The sequence below is a fragment of the Parabacteroides caecihominis genome (genome assembly GCF_023656785.1).
Classification (GTDB): Bacteria; Bacteroidota; Bacteroidia; order Bacteroidales; family Tannerellaceae; genus Parabacteroides; species Parabacteroides segnis.
In genome coordinates, this window is sequence record NZ_JAMOKS010000032.1 from 46,852 (window position 1) to 66,086 (window position 19,235).

The window sequence follows — 19,235 nt, forward strand, 5'->3', positions numbered from 1 at the left end:
CTCTTTATTAAATATATTTGTCTTTAGACATATATGGTCTACATGAATTTTATAGAGCAATGGACTTAGAACAATATACGGACAAACAGATTGTTGATGGCATTCTTGCTAATAACAAAGTTGTAATTGAGTATTTCTTTCTAAAGAAATGCTCTGCACTTTTTATTTATATCCTACAAAATATATTTGATGGAAATATAGATAAAAAGGAATTAATTAGTGAATTATACTTATACATGGCTGATCAAGACTGGTACAAAGTTCGTCAATTTGATTATAGGAGTAAGCTTATGACATGGACAAGTGTTGTAGCAGTGCGTTTCTTTCAAAAAAAGAAACGTGAACTAATAGAAAATAAATCAAGCGAGACTCTAAACAAAGAAATGGATAAAATAGCCAATGTAACTATGTTCATTGATTGCAAGATGGATGTTTGTAACGCATTAAAGAAAATGCCTAATGAAAGATACCGCAAGGTTATTGAAGCGTTGGATTTAAAAGAAGTACATCCGGAGTCATTAGCGGAAGAAATGAAAATAACTGTTGATAATTTATATAATATTCATCGTAGGGCACTTATGCAGTTAAAAAACGTTATGGGTAGAAAGGAGGAGTATTATGGCTGAATTATATAATAATATTTCAGATGAGATGTTAGCAGCGTATATTGATAGTAATGCTACTCCATTGGAGTGTTTAATTATAGGTGATGCTGTTAATAATGAAGATATAATAGAGGTTATGGATATTATATCCGATATAAGAAATAGTTCTGATTTATTACTAGAGGATGAATACTTTGAATTGAAAGTTATTGAAGAGTCATTAAATAGAATGGAGCAGTTTAATGAACTTAAGCGAAAATTCAATGAAGATCAAGTTAATAATATAAAATAAAAACTCACGTTGACTAATAAAGAAAAAAAATGGAGCGATTTTTAACGCATACATTTAGTATCTCTGATCACCCAATCAAGAGATTTGATAAACCTTTTAATATTCAGTATGTTATGGGGCTTGGGGAGTTTATGTGTTACATCTCCAGCTCTAACAATCGTGCAAAATTATTATTTGAAGTTTGGGCTTATTCAATTTTAGGATATGTACCAAAGACATCGTGGAATTATACTTTTGATTGGGTTTATATAAAGACTGCTCTCTATAGAGAAAGTGACGAGATACATTTCTCTCTAATGAGGCAATCATTTGTTTTTGATTGTTTTTATTTAGCCTCTACTTTAGACTCAAGATTAACTATTTGTACATATACTTTTCTCTTAGATAAAGTTAATGGTTTTTTTACAAGAGGTATTTTAACAGAAAATTATAAGTATTTTCAAGGTGAATTGTTTTTTGCAAGTGGTAGCAGTATTCCCTGTTCTCTTCAACAACATAGATATTTAGATATTAAATTCCATGCGAAACCATTGAAGAAGATTCTTGTTGTTGCGACTATGAGTGCAGGTAAATCTACACTTATTAATGCACTTGTCGGATATCGTATCAACAGAATTAAAACAACAGCTTGTACTAGTCATCTTTGTTACATTTATAACAAACCATATGAGGATGGATTAATAGTAAATATAGGTGATAATAAGTTTGTTTATAGTAATGATATTGAGTTTGTAAATAGTGATTATTTTATGTCTGCAGGATTGCATTTTGACTCTTATCTTTCTTCAGAACGGATTTGTATAATTGATACTCCTGGTGCCAATTATAGTAAAGATATTAGTCATGGAGAAATAACAAAACAAGTGATTTGTGGTAATGATTATGATGCAATTATTTTTGTGGCAAACGGTCAATATTTTGCAACCAATGATGAAAGTGAATTACTTGACTATACGATTCAACATACTCATAAACCTATAATATTTGTTTTAAATCAGCTTGATAGATTTAAACAACAAAATGATTCTATAAAGAAAATGCTTAATGATTTTGAGAAAGTTTTAAATGATAAGAAACATCATGAACCATTAATTGTTCCTTTGTCAGCTTTTGGCGCTTTAATGATCAAACTGTATCTAAAAGCGTCTTTTTTGGATGATGATGAATTATTTGAATTAGATATTTTGAAAGTTAAGTTTTCTAGGAAGTATTATTTTCTTGAGAACTATACTAAATACAATTTTAGCAAACAGAAATCAATATTGGATCATACGGGAATATTTGTTTTGGAAAAACTAATTAAATTTTTACAATGAAGAAGATTGAAATAAAGTACAATCCGTTTTTGATATCTACAGAGATATTGATAGATAACAAGAAGCCTAAAGCCAATAGTTCTTTGAACTTTGGTAAACTTAGATTACAAGAATGGGCTGGTAATTTGCCTGATATTCTTGTTAGTGAATATTCTGATAAGAATTATGAAGTAGATTTTACAGGGACTCAAGCAGATTTTGATGACTTGAAAATAGCTTTTAAGTCACAGAGTAAAAAAGTTGAGGTTGCAGTGTTTAATCATCACTGTACACCAGATGTAGCTGATGTTGAAGCAGATGTTGATAAGATTTTCGAAGAAATTAAAAAAGGTAAGGTAGATGCACTTCGTGATGAATCAATAATTGCAGCATTCGAAAAAGCGAAGAACCAAGAATTTGAAATTAATGTAATTGCAACAATGAGTTCGGGGAAATCAACTCTTATTAACGCCCTTTTAGGCAAGCAATTAATGCCTGCTAAAATGGAAGCTACTACGGCAACTATTGTAAAAATTATTGATACAGATCAAAATAGCTTTCTAGCCATTGCTTTTGATGCATTTGGAAAAGAAATTTTTCGAAATGAAGATGTTTCTTTAGATGTAATGAAAGAATGGAATGATGATGAGAGGGTTTCAAGCATTGAAATTCATGGACGTATTCCTTGTGTTGATTCCGTTGGTATGAAGTTAGTACTTGTAGATACTCCTGGCCCAAACAATGCGCGTGACGAGCGTCATAAAACATTAACTTACAAAATGCTTTCAGATTCGGATAAATCGCTCGTATTGTTTGTAATGAATGGTCAAGCACTGGGTATAACAGATGAGAAAGAATTGCTTGATTTTGTCTGCCAATGTATGAATTCGGGAGGGAAACAATCCAGAGAAAGATTTATCTTTGTAATGAATAAGATGGACGATTTTAAACCTAATCCTAAAGACGACGGACTCGATTGCATCGAGAAAGCTTTAAAATCAGCCAAGGTGGATCTTGAGTCTAGAAAAATTTATGAGCCGAATATTTTTCCTGTTTCTTCGTTAGTAGCTTTGGAACTTCGTTCCGAAGATGAAGAGCCATTTGCACTTGATAATTTCAAGCGTAAAATTAGAAAATATGATTCTTTTCATTTTGAATCATATTATCATTATTCGCATCTTCCTCATGTGGTTAGGCTTAAGTTTGAAGACGACCTAAAAGTGGCAGATGATGATACTAAAATAGAGATTCATAGTGGAATTGTATCAATAGAAAAAGCTATTGGACAATATATAAACAAATATGCTCGGACAATCAAAGTTTATGATCTTGTTCAAGCTTTTAATGATCGTTTGACAGAGTTAGCGGCTATAGCAGCTATTCAAGAAGAGATTCGGCAAAATTCAGCAAAGAAAGAGGAACTTGATCTGGCTATTAGAGAGATAAGAAACAAGATTCAAATGGGGCAATCTGCACAGGTTCTAGCAGCAATGATTGATAAAATTGATTTGATGAAAGATGTTGAAAATGAGGTGGATATGTGTCTGTTGTCCCTTGTGGCCAAAATCAATAAAATTATTTTTAGATATAACAATAGTTCAAAGGTGCTGAAATCTGAAGCAGAAAAACAAATTAAGGAAATTCAGAATGAAAGTGATGCTATTCTTAATCAATTAAATGTGCGTATTGAAACAATTCTCAATAATACTTTTATTCGTCTTTGTAATATCATTATAGATCAATATAAGTCATATATTAAGGACCTAGGAATTGTCTTTAATGACAATGCGTTGAGTATAAATCCGTTGAATTTTGTTGCGGAAGAATTAACAGATTTGTCAGACCTGCTGGCTGAAAAAATAAAGAAAGAAGATGAAGGTCAATTTAGAAATAAAACGATCAGGGAGTCATACCAAGAAAAGAAGATTAACTGGTTTTGGAAACCTAGTCAATGGGGGTCTGTACGATATGAAACAAAATATCGAGACAAAATTGTAAGAGAGTGGGTTACTAAATATGTTGAATATGTCAATATGTCGGAAGTTGTTAGTAGTTATTTTGAGCCGATCCAACTGCAACTTGATGAAGCTAAGATAGAATCATTGAAACATGTCAAAAATGAAACGAGTCGTATAAAGTTGTCATTAAATCAAATACTTTTAGACATTAATCTAGTTCTTGAACAGAAGTTAAATGAGCTTCAAATATCAATTAATGAAGCTAATACTACAGCTGAAGCAATAATAGAACAACAGGAGAATCTTAAGTGGATGCAAAGTATAATTGATAGAGTCAATAAACTTATAAAATTTTAAAATATTACACAATGAAACAAGATTTTATAAATGCAGTAGAAAACAAGAATTTAGCAAAAGTCAGAATATCGTTATCTAACGAACTTTTGCTTGATCCTCGTGGAAATACCTTTGGGGAAATGTTATCATTTGCAATGAGTCATATTTCGAATCTTTTTGAAGAAAACAAGGAGGCTAATTATTCTGTACCTCCTCAAGAGGCCTGGAATCAAGAGTTTCTATTCGAAGTAAAGAGTGATTTGGATTCAAACTTCTCAAAAGAGAAACTAGCCTTTTATGAAGCTGTGATAAAAGTAGTTGGTCAAAGTAAAGCTCAAGAAATAGATGAAACGGAGACAAAAGAGCGTGAACGCTCAGAAAGAGAGAAGTATAGTGATAAGAAACAGCGCACTCGCATTAATACAACTAATGGAACAATAACAGCAGGAGGTACTCTACTTACAATTGTAGGTATTTGTACAGGTAAAACACTCTTAACTGTGTTAGGAGGAGTCGTGTTAATAGTAGGTGGTGTAATGTTGTATAATGATAGCAGAAAGTAAAATGGCAACAATATATGATCGTAATAAAAGTGTTAATAAACCTGCAGATGTTCGATTAAAGTCCGATGATGTTGGGGAAAATATTCAAGGTGACTGTGGTTTATTAGAGAATATGGTGGCTAAGGGGATAGATGCAGCCTCTTCCACTGAATCATCAGAATTAAAAAACGAGCAAGAGATGCAAGCTTATGTTAGTGCTGCTAACAACGCTTTAGGCATGGTAGACGATATAGTGTTGAAAAGTTACTTATCTAACTTGTCTGAAATGGAGGTAATGAAAATATCTTTCAACGATGATGACAATAATGTAATTCTTTTTAAGATAAATAGGATGGCCTATGAGAAAGATGAGTATGCTACTGATAAATTTGTGAGTACTATTAGTGCAATGACTTTTACTAATAGTTCTTTGTTTTTAATAGTGGATGGAAAAAAGGATCATACTGATTTTTATTTAGGTGTACGAAATAATGACGATAATCGTACAACTCGCTCTGTTGCTGATGCATTTTATAATTCAATAAATGGACAGTTTCCTGGCATTATCCTTGAGGATTTATCGAAAATTGAAAAAGGATCTTCATCATCTCTGCAAGATAGTTTGTCATACCGTTTTAATAAGGCTGCAAGTCTCAGTTCCTGTGTCGGAGTTCCTGCTTATAAAAGCGAAAAAGGTAACTATACTAATATCAACTATATTCAAGGTATTGAGAAACTAGCTATTGCTATGCAAGGTAAGGAATATACTGCGATTATTCTTGCATCTAATATTACATCAGAAGAAATTCGTAATATTAGGCTAGGATATGAGAGCATATATACGCAGTTATCATCAATAGCCACTCAACAACTTGCATACTCTACTAATGAATCGCTAGCTAATGCTATCAGTAGGACAAAAAGTCTCACTGATTCAATTACAGATAGCGAAACGCATGGTTCTGGTATTACAAATACTACAGGTGAAAATTTCGGAAAAGCAATTTCAAAGAGCACGTCAAAAGGTGAGTCAAAACAAAACGCTTGGAGCAAAGGTGGTCAACTTGCAGGTTCATTGGTTATGGCAGGTTCTGTTCTTACCGCCACAGGTGTTGGCGCTCCTGCTGGATTAGTATTGATGGGCGCAGGGGCAATTGCTAGTTTAGGAGGTATTGTTTTCGGGAAAACAAAAAGTAGTAGTGAGTCCGAGAGTAAAAGTGAAACAGAAGGTCATTTTACTTCAATAGGGAGTTCTGAGACTGATAATTATACAAAAGGAAGATCACATACAGAGGGGTTAAGCGACACGCGTGGCAATACATCAACAATAGGTTCTTCTAAAAATTTTACTCTAACAGTTCATAATAAGCATATTGAAGAAGTTCTTAAACGTATTGATAAACAATTGCAACGTATTGAATTATCAGAAAGTACTGGGCTTTGGTCTGCTAGTGCCTATTTTTTTTCCTATGATAATGACCGTGCAACAGCCGAGACTGGTGCTACTATTTTCAGATCTATTATGCAGGGAGAAGGGTCTGGTATAGAAACTTCGGCTCTCAATACTTGGTTTACTCAGAATGATGAAAAATATCAGGAGCGTTTTAATAATATTAAAGCATCTGTCGTTAACTTTATCCATCCGATTTTTCTTTATGCAAAGGACAATATAAATACAACCGTAGAAGTACCAGGTACATCACTTGTAAGTAGCAAGGAGTTGGCTTTGATGTTAGGACTACCTCGTAAATCTGTGCCTGGATTACCTGTGATTGAGCATGTTTCTTTAGCGAAAGAGGTCGTTAGGCACAATGTCCGCCCTTCTAAAAATCCTATTGAGATAGGTTGTATATTTGATCAGGGGATCAGTCATTTTGAAAACAAAGTAAAACTAGATGCTAAGAGTTTAACTCAACATACTTTTATTACAGGATCGACTGGATGTGGCAAGAGTGAGACTATTTACAAACTAATTGATGAAGCTGCAAAAGTAGGTGCAACATTTCTCATCATAGAACCAGCAAAGGGAGAGTATAAGAATATATTTGGAAATATAAATGTATTTGGAACAAACCCTTTAATCACAAAATTACTGCGTATCAATCCATTTCGTTTCCCAAAAGGAATTCATGTGTTGGAACATATTGATCGTTTGATTGAAATATTTAATGTTTGTTGGCCGATGTATGCCGCTATGCCTGCTGTGCTTAAAAAATCTATGCTCACAGCTTATGAAAATTGTGGTTGGAATTTGATAAAATCTTCAAATCTGTATTCAGATCATTTATTCCCAACATTTGTGGATTTGTTAAATGAATTAGTGCTTACAATAAACAATTCCGCATATTCCGAAGAAGTAAAGAGTAATTATACTGGATCTTTAGTTACACGTATTGAATCGTTAACAAACGGTATAAATGGTGAGATTTTCTCGGCTGATGAAATTCCTGATAAAATCATTTTTGACGAAAACACTATTATTGATTTAAGTCGTGTTGGATCACAAGAAACAAAATCGCTTATAATGGGTATCCTAATAATGCGATTAAGTGAATACAGAATGTCTTATGTTATGGAAGCGAATAGCAAACTTCGGCACATAACTATTATTGAAGAAGCACATAATATCCTCAAGCGCACTTCTACAGAGCAATCGATGGAAGGTAGTAATATTACTGGAAAGTCTGTAGAGATGCTAACTAATGCCATTGCAGAAATGCGTACCTATGGTGAGGGTTTCGTTATTGTTGATCAATCACCAACATCTGTTGATCCTGCTGCAATTAAAAATACCAATACTAAAATTATTATGCGTTTACCAGATGCCGATGATCGTCGTATAGCTGGTAAAGCGGCTGGTATGAAAGACAATCAGATCGATGAAATAGCAAAACTTCCAACAGGTATAGCCGTAGTTTATCAGAATGACTGGATAGACCCAGTTCTTTGTCAGATTGATCTTTTCAATGGTGAGAGATTTGTATTTACTCCGACTAATTGTATAACTAATTGGAACGAAGCTGACATAGCAACTACCGAAATTTTGAAACTGTTACTCAAAGGTCGTTTATCTAATAGCGTCGAACCTGATTTAGATTTAATAAATCAATCTATTGACAATATAAAACGATCTACGTCAACGAAAATTGTTTTGAGAGAGTTAGTATCGCAATATAATTTAAATGATATTTCACTTTGGAAAGATGAGAACTTTGGTGAATTATCAAAAATTGTAACAGACATCCTTGGAGTTAAAATGGATGTTGAACGTCTTGTTCACAAAGCTAAAGATTTCTCTCAATTGAATGAAGAATTATCGAAATTAATAACCGAACATCTGGAAATACCTTCTTACATGGACTTGGCTATTCGTCAGTCATTGATGAAAGACTATAGTGAGGGTTCTGATACGAAACACAAGATTTATAATGCATGGTTTCAAGAAATTAATAAACAAATTTTAGAATGAACTTAGATTTGAATAACTCAGAAGAGTTAAAAGCATCTTCTCCTTTGGCTGAATTAGCTAAAGTGAGTGACTTGCTCAACGACCAGGAACTTAATAAGTCATTAGACAAAATGAGTTTTAATGGAAGTGCAGCTAATGTTGGATATTATACTTTTCATAAGCTTTCACAAATGTCAATAGTTCGTGAAAAGATAGATGAATGTAAAATATCTTTTTTAGATAGTATAAAAGCTGTTGGAACAAAAATAGATGATTTTCACGAATCAGTTAAAGAAGATGTATGCGATTTTTTTAAAGGTACTTATGAAAATGTAAAAGATTTTTTTGCAGATAAGTCTGATACACAGGTTTTAAAAAGCCTTGGAGAAGATTTTTATGAAACTCGCGAATTTGGACTTGACAAATGTTCTGAAGCAGCCAAAGAAATTTTTAATCCCGGCGTTATAGATAATTGGATGAATTTCTCTTTGACTGAACGTCAGGGTATTTCAAAGGCTTACGCAGCAGAAGTAGCTGAAGCTTTCAAACTTGAGAAATATTCTGGTGTTATTTTTGAAGATCTTGAGCCTGGTGTATTAGGGTATAATAATGGGGATGGTAGCATTCATATTACTAACGATATGCTTATTAATTATGGTTCGCCTCTTGAAATTGTAAACACTATTACTCATGAATTGCGTCATCAATATCAAAATGAATGTATAAATGGATATCATAATGTTCCAGATGAAGTGAAAAATGAATGGACGGCAGCAACTGCTATTTACGATTCAAATAGCCAACCATGGGCGTTCGACCCTTGGGGGTATAAATACAATCCTCTTGAGATTGATTCCCGATATGCAGGGGAAACTGTAGTGAGAAATATTACAAAGGATTTTATTAACGAACAATTCGCATAATAATGAATACTATAAATAGAGAAGAACTGAAAGTTCGCCTTATTACGGAAGGATATGCAGATCAATATGGCTTTGAACAAACTATTGACCGTTTAATGAATTTTGATGGTAAGCCGAAGGAAATGTTAAAAAAATGGATGGAAACGGGTGGAATTTCTGAATTTGAAGCAATTCAAGGTATAGATGCTACTTTTTTACGCAATAAGTTGAGAATGAAAGATCCTGCAATCATCATAGCATATGCTATGCTTTTAGCTGATCCTCAGTCTAATGGGATGTATTTAAAACGCCTTGCAGAAAGTCGGATTATTTATCATTCGGATAAAGAAATTGATTAATCAAAGTATTATAAGAATGGTTGTATATTTTAATTAATTGGACAATAACTACTATAAAAAATATTGGGTAAATAAGAAATACGGAATTTAATGAGAATTCCGTATTTTTTTATCTCAGTGATAGTTTTTCAATGTTTATGTCTTCTCTATAAGAAACGATTAAAACAATATTATCATGGAAAAGAGAAGTGTTATCAATTATTCTGAGTTGTGGGAAAAGATCAGCGAATATACCCGAAAAGCTGGTAGAGTGAGCGCACGTCCTGTTTTGTTGCTATATTATGTGCTGAAAAGTCCGGATACGCCAAAATCAGATAAACTTCTGATAGTTTCTGCGCTTTCTTATTTAGTACTTCCGATTGATTTAATATCTGCCAGGCGTTTACCTGTTATTGGTTGGATAGATGAAATCGTATCATTAACGATAGCTTATCAAAAAGTTAGTAAATATATTACTCTGGAAATACAATGGAAAGTAGATAATATTCTGGACCGTTGGTTTCCTGAGACAGAGCCTGAAGTATTAACAAATTAATATTGTGTTATATCATGAAAACTATTCAATTAGTAATCAACGAAGCATTACAGAATGCAGGTTTTCGGTTTGTTCATGACCAGGAGAGTGAAGTGTTTTATTTTACAATGCAGGAAGGTAATGTAGAATATACGGTTATGTTAGGGTATGATGAAGAGCAAGCTCTTATTCGTTGTTTCTCAAGAATACCGGTTAATGTTCCGGAACATAAAGTAATTGATATTTTGACCGCTATCAATATATTTAATTCAAAAGAACTGTTCGGAGCCATGTTTTTGAATGAAGAACGGAATACTCTATTTGTCAGGACTTATGCAAACGTAGATAATGGAGCAATCAATGAAGCTATTATCTGGGGATTGGTCCAACCTTGCATGCAGATGATGAAAAATTATTATGTACCCATCATGAAAATAATCTATTCTGAGATGATAATATCTAATTAGTGATATTATAGATCTATAAGAGAGGAGAGTAGATGAAAGCAGATTGATGGATGTTATTAAAAGGCTATTTACGGGGGAATGGATGAAAAATGGTTCATTTTATTTGACTATTAGTGCTTTGCCTAATAATTTATTTTAAAAGCCCAGGAATATAGTGTGATATAATAACGGATGAAAATGACAAAAGATAAATTAGAACAGCTGAAACTGGCTACCATAAAAGTAGATAAGAATTTTCTATTTATACTTGGATATATTTTTGAATAAAGTATTTTATAAATCTGAATACGTTAATAATCGAATTAGATCTTATGAGAATATTAAACTATAATATAATAGGATTACTTGTCGTACTTGCTTTGATATCGTGCTCGAACAAGGATAAAAGAGTGAAAGATATAACAGCCATTCCCGGTGTATATACTGTTGACGAACCCGTTGACTTGATTGCATATTTTGACTCATTGGAACAAAACTGCGGGGTTGATATATGGGTACATAGTCCTGAAAGCGAAGAAGAGGAGGTTCGTCAAAGTATTAGGGAATTAGACAGATACGCTTCAGGTAAAAGAAAATTCTATCCTGCAGAAGACGTTAAGAGGGCATTAAACCTAATAACTTTTGAACAAGGATATTATTATAGTCATGGTTCGGGTGATGATGAAGACTCTAACTCTGGCGAAATATTTTTTTTCCGTTATTTGGAGCAGGCAATCCGATTTTGTCCGGAAATTTCTTTGTTAGCAGATTTTAAGTCTGCTGATGATAGTGTCGGAGTAATGTATTATTCAGAATGGTCTGCGAGTAATCCTCTTTATTCCTTTCTGATTTACCGACAGATGAAAGGCTGTAAGGTTCAGATGATCGGATCGAAAGGAAATACTAATATTGAGAAACTTTTTCAACTGAAAGATGAAAAGGGGCAAACATACTATCTGTGCTCAAACAACTTCCAGTCCTTATGTTTTTGCCAATATTTGTATTGCTTGGATGGTGATGGGATGACGTTGATCTGTAGTACGGATGATGACGATTATCATCCGGATTGGAGTGCCGATACTTCTGATTATGAGATTGTTTTTAATCCTCAGAATGTATGTTGGAACTATTGCTATAAAAAAGGAGATTATTATCATAAAATAGAAGGAACAAAAACTCTGTATCTGAAATTGGATGGAGAAAACTCTGCTTTCTATGCAGAATGAAATAGTTCTAGAATATTTAAAAGATGAAAAGTGTATCTGTTAAAAAGTGACAGAAAAGACATTCGCTATTACTCTTAAATTATATTCTATCTGATTTGGAGGAGAGGGTTAAACTAATTTTATTTACTAATTTAATTATGACAATATGGAATTTATAATTAAAGGGAATTGCTTAGTCGACATTAAAAATCCTGAGTTGGATATTCATATTCCTGAAGGAATAACATCTTTGGGGCCGGATGTGTTTAATGAAGGCAAAAATATGAAAAACATATATTTCCCTTCAACTTTGGTTGAATGTAAGGGGGAGAGAGTCTTGTTATTTAGATATGCAGAGAATCTCATTGTGTCAGCGGGTAATCCAAAGTTTAAATCAGATGGAGGTGTGCTTTTCAGTAAGGATGGGAAAGTTCTTGTAAATTGCCCTATGGGGAAAAAAGGAAAATATATTATTCCAAAAGGTGCGAAAATAATCGCTCAGAGAGCTTTTTCTTGTAGTTCTTTAAATGAAGTCATATTACCAAATTCATTGGAAAATATTGAATCTGAAGCGTTTTCTGACTCTATGATTGAATGGATTAAAATACCTTCGAATGTTAAACACATAGGCAAAGATGCCTTTATTGGTGAATATAGTAGTAATTCTATCATAGTAACACCTTATTCATACGCTTATCGTTATGCGAAAGATAATGATCTGATTTATAATTGTGAGTCAGTGAATAATGAAATAGTCTGGAGTGATTACAGCTGGGTTAAACAGTTCGAAAATGCTGGTAATAGGTTAGATAGAGGGACTTGTAGAGATTTACGAAAGAATGTTTTTGAGAATACGGTAGAAATAGTCAAAACTGGATCATATATGACAACACATGGACGTATAGTTCAGCTTAATTTGAACCGACACCTTACAAAACAAACCGAACTGTACGACAAAGAGATTCATCCCGTTCATAAGGGACCTTTATATAAAACTGAAATTGCAGCTATAAATTTAGATTGTCTTGAGTTTGCCAGGAAAGTTGTTGCGGTGGATGATAATGTGAGTGTGTTAAACATGGCTAGTCGTCAGAATCCGGGAGGAGGAGTATTTAGTGGAGCAGGAGCGCAGGAAGAATATCTCTTTCGTTGTACAGACTATTATCGTTCATTGTTTCAATATGGCTCATTTTCATTGAGTTATGGTGTTCCTGCATCCCTTAAACAATATCCTCTAGATCGAAATTTTGGAGGATGTTTTTCCCCTGATGTTACTGTCTTTCGTAGTTCGGAAGAAAATGGTTATCGTTTGTTGAGGCATCCTTGGAAGGTTAATATCATAGCTGTTCCTGGGATGAACAGACCTAAACTCATTTATCAAAATGGGGAATGGCGTATTGATGACCATTTAGTAGAATGTGTTAAGAATAAAATACGTACAATTTTTAGGATAGCTGTTCTACATGGACAGCAAACACTTATTTTGGGTGCTTTAGGATGTGGAGCTTTTGCTAATCCTCCTAAGCACATTGCAGAACTGTTTAAGGAGGTACTTAATGAATATGAGTTTAATCATGTTTTTCGAAGAATCTTTTTCGTGATAAAAGAAGATTATAATTCTCATGGCAGGAATTTTAAACCGTTTAAGGACATTTTTGGTGAGTTTTCCCCTCTACAACCATTAACATCCGAATTATTATTGAGTTTCAATTGTAGTAATGATGTAGATAGAACCAAAATATCTAAAATTTTGCATAGGGAGAGGTGCGGTAATAATTTGTATTGGACATTATATTCAGATGGACTTTTGTCTATCTCTGGAACTGGAAAAATGCCTGACTATATAAACCATTTGGACTGTTATTTCGGTGAGGGGCAAGCTCCTTGGATTGGTTGTGAACGTTATGGAGTAATACCTCATATTCTTCGCATAGAAGAGGGGATAACTCATGTAGGAGCAAATGCTTTTGAGAGTTTTAGTTGCCTTCGTATGGTTTATTTACCTCAAACTTTGGAAAGTATTGGAGATTTAGCTTTTTATGCTTGTTTCAATATAGAACAAATTAATAAGCCGGTGAAGTTGTTTTATATCGCTCCGGATGCTTTTCGTGAAGCTGGAAAACAAATTTAATAACTTTTTAAAGTAATATGTAACGAAGAAAATAATTCATCATGGAACAATCATACAATCAACATATCCAACAGCAAGTAACAACTCTTTTCCAAGCCATGGAGCAGCGTGTAGCGCCGGAAGAGATGGAACGGATTAAAGCTGCTTATGCTCTAGCTGATGAAGCGCATAAATCTCAAAAGCGTAAAACGGGCGAACCTTATATTATCCATCCGATAGCGGTAGCCTATATTGTCGGTAAGGAATTGATGCTAGGTGCTAATCCGGTGATAGCAGCATTTCTGCATGATGTAGTGGAAGATACTCCCTACACCATTGAAGATATAGAGGAACGTTTCGGAGAGGATGTCGCTTTCCTGGTTCGTGTTGTTACCAAGCAGAAAAAGGAGCATTATGAGATGTCCAAGCAGTTGGATAATTTCAAGCAGATGCTCGATTCTGTACATTATGATATCCGCGCAATCCTGATCAAATTGTCTGACCGGCTGCATAATATGCGGACATTGGAAAGTATGCGTCCGGACAAACAAATGAAGATAGCCGGAGAAACAGACTATTTTTATGCCCCTTTGGCTAACAGGTTAGGTTTGTATGATATTAAAACCGAGTTGGAGAATCTGAGTTTGCGTTATCGTTGCCCACGGGAATATGCGATGTTGGAGGATCTTTTACAAAAAGATGAAGCGGAAAATAGAGTCCGGTTGGCACATTTTACTGACAAGATCAGTCGCTTATTGTCGGATAACGGTATCCGGGGCAGATTGGAGGTACTGTATAGAGAACCTTATAGCGTATGGCGTAAAATGCAGGCAACAGGCAGGGATTTTAAACATCTGGACTACCGGCACGTTATTCATATTATTTTTCCGGATGACCTTCAAGCATCGGAAAAGAATACGAGTCTCCGTATCTATTCTCTGCTGACAAATGAGTTTAAAGAAAAACCGGGAGGTATTACTAACTATATAGATTCACCGAAAGAAAACGGTTATCAGAGTTTTCATGTCAAACTGCTTTGCGAGCAGGGGATTTGGGAGGAAATCCATATCAGTTCCGAACGTATGGTGCGTAATTCGAGACTGGGCTGTGTGTCTGACCGTACGGAAAAGAATATAGACAACTGGATTGAAAAGTTCAAGGCTGTATTACAGGATATTGCTTATCATAGCCAGGAGAACAGCTTTATGGAAAGTGTGGTGACCTCTTTCTACAACGACGATATTATGGTATTTACCCCTCAGGGGCGTCCGATTATTTTGCCACAGAAGGCCACTGCCCTTGATTTTGCTTTCGAGATCCATAGCCGTATCGGAGAACATGCTCAATATGCCCGTGTCAATGGCAAGCTATGTTCGATAAAAACTGTATTGCACCGGGGGGATTGTGTGGAGATAGGAGTAAATGAACATATCAATCCACGACCGGACTGGATAAACCATGTGCTTACCTATAAAGCTAAGCGACATTTGCGTTCATTTCTTTTCCGGATGAAGAAAATACCTTATAAGCGTTGTCCGTATTGTCATCCGTTGCCGGGAGATGAGGTGATCGGTTTTACGGAGACTGACAAGTGTGTTACTATCCATAAACGGGATTGTTCTTCTGCTATTTGTCTGGCTTCACAAAAAGGTGATTCTATTGTTTCTGTAAACTTTGAGGAAGATAAGGATATTCTTTATCCGGTAAGTATCAGTATAAAAGCGGTAGATCGTTATCATTTGCTTAGTGATCTGATCGATAGCATTACGAATAGATTAAAACTTCCTATTGTGAATCTGACGACTGTAACAGTGGATGAGATTGTTGATTGTACGATAGACTTTTCTGTTCATTCGGTTGAAGAATTGCAGGATGTGATGGCTCATGTCAATACGATCACGGGAGTGGATGAAGTGCAGAGGCGGGAATTAAAATAATAAAAAGGGTACGATTGAAAATATTACTTGTAAATAATATTCTGTAGAACGGATTATCATATGTAATTGATATTTAAACCGTTCACCGTTCACCTGTATTTGTTTAATATATTGATTTATTTATATTTAAGTTGATAATTTTCAGGTGAACGGTTCCCATAAAAGGTGAATGGTTGCCACAAACCCTTCACCTTTTATCTATCATCCCCTCTCGCACTTAAAATAATTATCACTTTTCCTCTTATTTATTAGCATTAAACCAATAATAAACTATACCTTTAGTCATGACTTATAAACCAAAGGATGGCCGTCGGTAAGCTTTGCGACCTACGTCGTTAAGCTTATTGATGGTGCTGGGTAAGCATGCCGACCTTGGTCGTTAAGTGAATGAGTGATAGGGTTTGCCTTAAATAGTATAAACTTACCCCTTACTATATAATAGGGTAAGGGATAGAAAAACACAATATTGTATATGCCGGCTAAGTATCTGTTTTATAAAAATCCCCATTCTCCTGGACAGAAAGAAGAGGAAGATGGTGTACTGCATGCCCGAATCGTGGAAGGGCAGGTGCTGCGTTTTGAAAAGTTGTGCGAGCGGATTGCCGATCGCAGTAGTTTTAATGAAGGAGAGGTGAAAGGGATGATGTCTCTTTTTAAAGAAGAACTGGTCCGCTCCCTGAAGGATGGTGATCCGGTGGAGATTGAGGGGATTGGCCTGTTTTATCCTACGGCGAAATGTCCGCCTATACGCAACCCGAAGGAAATCAGGGCGGAAAGTATACACTTCTCCAAAGTCGCCTTCCGGGCCTGTAAGGAGTTGAAGAAAGAAATGAGCTCCATGCATTTTGAAAGAGCTACGGATTACAGAAAACCGGATGCCTATACACCGGAGCAGCGGCAGGAACGGATTTTGCGTTATCTGTCGAGGCATGGGGAGATCAGCAGTTCCGATTGTATGGGAGTAAACGTCTGTTCGCGTTACCTGGCACAAGGCGATTTGAAACAGTTGCGGGAGCAAGGGCGGATTGTCCGTTTGGGCGGACCTAAAAATGCTGTTTATGTTTTGCCGAAGAAGGAGGGGACGGTATGAAAGTGACGTGGGTGAAAGGAGATCTGAGTTCAGGAAAACCGGTGGAATTGGATACTGTCGTGGAATATATGAAGGATGCGGTGAAGGCAAAGCCGGTGAAGAATATGCGCGAAATGATTCCCTATTGTTCGCCGGGAAGTCGTGCGGCTGATGCGGAGAAGGTGCCGGTCATACTCTTTGCTTCCGGTTATAAGGAGCAGGACTGGAAATGTTATAACGGTTTGGTCTTATTGGAATTTAATCGTTTGGCAAATATTTCGGAAGCCAGAAGGCTGCGCGATGAGGTGGTAATGTATAATCAGCCTCTGCTGGCTTTTGTCGGTTCGAGCGGACTGAGTGTGAAAGTGGTGGTACGTTATACGTTGCCGGATGGTTCGCTTCCGGTTGACCGGGAGATGGCGGCTTGTTTCCATGCACATGCTTACCGCAGGGCGATGTTGCATTATCAGGCACAGTTGCAATGGGAGGCGGAGTATAAGGAACCGTCGCTCGACAGGGGATGCCGCATCTCGTATGACCCGGAATGCTTTTATAATCCGGACTCGTTGCCGGTCAGGATGGAGCAGCCGTTGGCAATGCCTGAAGAACCGGGGTATGTGGAGAAGATAAAGCAGTCGGACGACCCTTTGGAACGTATCCTGCCGGGTACGGAACAACGTAAAAAGATTGAAATGCTTTTTGAGACTTGCCTGAATCAGGTGTATCGTGAGCAGGGACCGGACTGGGAAGAAAAAGAACCGAAAAACTTTATAGCTGCTGTGAGTATGCTTTGTTTTGATTCGGGCGTTCCGGAGGAAGATGTGGTTCATTGGCTGTATTTTCGGATGTGGAATTTACGTGACCTGAATTTGTTGCGGCAGACGGTGCATAATGTATATCTTTCCCGTAAAGCCTTTGGGAAGAAGCCTTGTTTGCCGTCGTCTATGAACTTGCTGGCGCGTATGGAGGAGTTTTTGAAGCGGCGGTATGAGTTTCGGAAGAATGAGATTATCGGTGAGGTGGAATATCGGGAAAGGCACTCTTTTTGTTTCCGTTTCCGGCCGGTGACTGCCGAGGTGTTGAACGGTATCTGTCTGAATGCCATGGAGGAAGGGCTTGATATATGGGATAAGGATGTGCGACGGTATATCTATTCGCCCAGAGTGCCGAGTTATAATCCGTTGGAAATGTTTTTATATAATTTGCCGGCATGGGATGGGAGAGACCGGATACGTGCATTGGCGGATACAGTTCCGACAAAAGATGGGGAATGGAGGAACCGTTTTTATATATGGTTTATCAGTATGGTAGCTCATTGGCAGAAGACTGACCGGTTGTATGCGAATAATCTTGTTCCTGTTTTAGTGGGCGGGCAGGGTATTTCAAAGTCGACTTTTTTCCGTTTGCTTCTTCCGCCTGTATTGAGGGATTATCATGCGGAAAGCATCAATCTGGAGAATAAGAGCGAGGCGGAACTGCTGATGGCTCAGAATGTATTGATAACGATTGACGAATTCGATCGTTTGAGCAAGAAATATCAGGCGGATTTGAAATATCTGATTCAGAAACCGGAAGTGAAGGTGCGGCGTCCGCATCAGAAGACGTTCCAGCAGATGAGGCGGTTGGCTTCGTTTGCGGCTACGGCTAATCCGATGGAGCTGTTGACGGATCCGACAGGGAGCCGGCGTTATGTTTGTGTTCAGGTGACAGGTAGTATCGATGTTTCTGCTCCGATAGAATATGAACAGTTGTATGCACAGGCGCTTCATGCGATCCGTTCGGGTGAACGTTACTGGTTGAACAGCGAAGAGGAACGGGCGTTGACACAGAGTAATTCCGGATTTCAGGATGAACCGTTGGAGATGCAGTATCTGTTTTCCTATTTTCGTTTGCCGGAAGAGGGGGAGAAGGAAGAGCGGTTTACTTCGGTGGAGCTATTGGATATCATATCGGAACGTTCCAAACGAAAATTCAGCAATACTTCTGCCTGCCGTTTCGGAAAGATGTTGAATGCTTCGGGTATACGGAAGATACATACGAAGACGGGGAATTATTATTGTTTGATGAGGAAGGGTTAGAAATAATTGAGCTATCAGTTTAGTGACTGGTTGTAACAGATTCCCCTCTCGAGAGGGGAGCTAGGTACAACCAGTTGCTATAAACAAACACTCACATCTGACAATAACTGAAGGTGAACGGTTTGTGTATATCCGTTCA

15 protein-coding genes are annotated in these 19,235 nt (G+C 36.3%); all 15 read left to right on the forward strand.

The window, feature by feature from the left end:
- Positions 1–59: 59 nt before the first annotated feature.
- The gene (locus NBH14_RS21870) at positions 60–626 is read left to right on the forward strand and encodes a sigma-70 family RNA polymerase sigma factor (RefSeq protein WP_186961121.1); all 567 of its coding nucleotides are present in this window, start codon (positions 60–62) and stop codon (positions 624–626) included.
- Positions 619–897: a hypothetical protein gene (locus tag NBH14_RS21875; RefSeq protein WP_186961120.1), complete on the forward strand. Its 279-nt coding sequence runs from the start codon at positions 619–621 to the stop codon at positions 895–897. Before NBH14_RS21870 ends, NBH14_RS21875 begins: the two co-directional genes overlap by 8 nt.
- A 29-nt stretch (positions 898–926) precedes the next feature.
- Positions 927–2,213 (forward strand): dynamin family protein, encoded by a 1,287-nt coding sequence (locus tag NBH14_RS21880; RefSeq protein WP_186961119.1) that lies wholly within the window; start codon positions 927–929, stop codon positions 2,211–2,213.
- Positions 2,210–4,507 (forward strand): dynamin family protein, encoded by a 2,298-nt coding sequence (locus NBH14_RS21885; protein ID WP_186961118.1) that lies wholly within the window; start codon positions 2,210–2,212, stop codon positions 4,505–4,507. The genes NBH14_RS21880 and NBH14_RS21885 overlap by 4 nt, the downstream gene beginning before the upstream one ends.
- A gap of 11 nt (positions 4,508–4,518) precedes the next feature.
- The gene (locus NBH14_RS21890) at positions 4,519–5,049 is read left to right on the forward strand and encodes a hypothetical protein (RefSeq protein WP_186961117.1); all 531 of its coding nucleotides are present in this window, start codon (positions 4,519–4,521) and stop codon (positions 5,047–5,049) included.
- Position 5,050: 1 nt separating this feature from the next.
- Positions 5,051–8,497, forward strand: coding sequence for an ATP-binding protein (locus tag NBH14_RS21895; protein WP_222622137.1), 3,447 nt, complete (start codon positions 5,051–5,053; stop codon positions 8,495–8,497).
- Positions 8,494–9,399: a hypothetical protein gene (locus NBH14_RS21900; protein ID WP_186961115.1), complete on the forward strand. Its 906-nt coding sequence runs from the start codon at positions 8,494–8,496 to the stop codon at positions 9,397–9,399. Before NBH14_RS21895 ends, NBH14_RS21900 begins: the two co-directional genes overlap by 4 nt.
- A 2-nt stretch (positions 9,400–9,401) precedes the next feature.
- Complete coding sequence (locus NBH14_RS21905) at positions 9,402–9,737, forward strand: hypothetical protein (RefSeq protein WP_186961114.1); 336 nt, start codon at positions 9,402–9,404, stop codon at positions 9,735–9,737.
- A gap of 172 nt (positions 9,738–9,909) precedes the next feature.
- Positions 9,910–10,272, forward strand: coding sequence for a YkvA family protein (locus NBH14_RS21910; RefSeq protein ID WP_186961153.1), 363 nt, complete (start codon positions 9,910–9,912; stop codon positions 10,270–10,272).
- Positions 10,273–10,286: 14 nt separating this feature from the next.
- The gene (locus tag NBH14_RS21915) at positions 10,287–10,718 is read left to right on the forward strand and encodes a YbjN domain-containing protein (protein ID WP_186961113.1); all 432 of its coding nucleotides are present in this window, start codon (positions 10,287–10,289) and stop codon (positions 10,716–10,718) included.
- A gap of 389 nt (positions 10,719–11,107) precedes the next feature.
- Positions 11,108–11,923 carry a hypothetical protein gene (locus NBH14_RS21920; RefSeq protein ID WP_250817758.1) on the forward strand — a complete coding sequence of 272 codons (816 nt, stop codon included), beginning with the start codon at positions 11,108–11,110 and terminating at the stop codon, positions 11,921–11,923.
- A gap of 145 nt (positions 11,924–12,068) precedes the next feature.
- Positions 12,069–14,033, forward strand: coding sequence for a TIGR02452 family protein (locus NBH14_RS21925; RefSeq protein ID WP_186961111.1), 1,965 nt, complete (start codon positions 12,069–12,071; stop codon positions 14,031–14,033).
- 41 nt (positions 14,034–14,074) lie between these two features.
- Entirely contained in the window at positions 14,075–15,949 is a 1,875-nt protein-coding gene (locus NBH14_RS21930; protein ID WP_186961110.1) for a RelA/SpoT family protein, read from the forward strand.
- Positions 15,950–16,421: 472 nt separating this feature from the next.
- Positions 16,422–17,039 (forward strand): HU family DNA-binding protein, encoded by a 618-nt coding sequence (locus tag NBH14_RS21935; RefSeq protein ID WP_186961109.1) that lies wholly within the window; start codon positions 16,422–16,424, stop codon positions 17,037–17,039.
- Positions 17,036–19,096: a VapE domain-containing protein gene (locus tag NBH14_RS21940; protein ID WP_186961108.1), complete on the forward strand. Its 2,061-nt coding sequence runs from the start codon at positions 17,036–17,038 to the stop codon at positions 19,094–19,096. The genes NBH14_RS21935 and NBH14_RS21940 overlap by 4 nt, the downstream gene beginning before the upstream one ends.
- Positions 19,097–19,235: the final 139 nt, after the last annotated feature.

What these genes read in the sequence shown, in the direction of transcription:
- NBH14_RS21880 (WP_186961119.1), top strand. Translation starts at nt 927, where the DNA reads ATGGAGCGATTTTTAACGCATACATTTAGTATCTCTGATCACCCAATC.
- NBH14_RS21930 (WP_186961110.1), top strand. Translation starts at nt 14,075, where the DNA reads ATGGAACAATCATACAATCAACATATCCAACAGCAAGTAACAACTCTT.
- NBH14_RS21885 (WP_186961118.1), top strand. Translation starts at nt 2,210, where the DNA reads ATGAAGAAGATTGAAATAAAGTACAATCCGTTTTTGATATCTACAGAG.
- NBH14_RS21890 (WP_186961117.1), top strand. Translation starts at nt 4,519, where the DNA reads ATGAAACAAGATTTTATAAATGCAGTAGAAAACAAGAATTTAGCAAAA.
- NBH14_RS21900 (WP_186961115.1), top strand. Translation starts at nt 8,494, where the DNA reads ATGAACTTAGATTTGAATAACTCAGAAGAGTTAAAAGCATCTTCTCCT.
- NBH14_RS21895 (WP_222622137.1), top strand. Translation starts at nt 5,051, where the DNA reads ATGGCAACAATATATGATCGTAATAAAAGTGTTAATAAACCTGCAGAT.
- NBH14_RS21875 (WP_186961120.1), top strand. Translation starts at nt 619, where the DNA reads ATGGCTGAATTATATAATAATATTTCAGATGAGATGTTAGCAGCGTAT.
- NBH14_RS21925 (WP_186961111.1), top strand. Translation starts at nt 12,069, where the DNA reads ATGGAATTTATAATTAAAGGGAATTGCTTAGTCGACATTAAAAATCCT.
- NBH14_RS21905 (WP_186961114.1), top strand. Translation starts at nt 9,402, where the DNA reads ATGAATACTATAAATAGAGAAGAACTGAAAGTTCGCCTTATTACGGAA.
- NBH14_RS21940 (WP_186961108.1), top strand. Translation starts at nt 17,036, where the DNA reads ATGAAAGTGACGTGGGTGAAAGGAGATCTGAGTTCAGGAAAACCGGTG.
- NBH14_RS21870 (WP_186961121.1), top strand. Translation starts at nt 60, where the DNA reads ATGGACTTAGAACAATATACGGACAAACAGATTGTTGATGGCATTCTT.
- NBH14_RS21935 (WP_186961109.1), top strand. Translation starts at nt 16,422, where the DNA reads ATGCCGGCTAAGTATCTGTTTTATAAAAATCCCCATTCTCCTGGACAG.
- NBH14_RS21915 (WP_186961113.1), top strand. Translation starts at nt 10,287, where the DNA reads ATGAAAACTATTCAATTAGTAATCAACGAAGCATTACAGAATGCAGGT.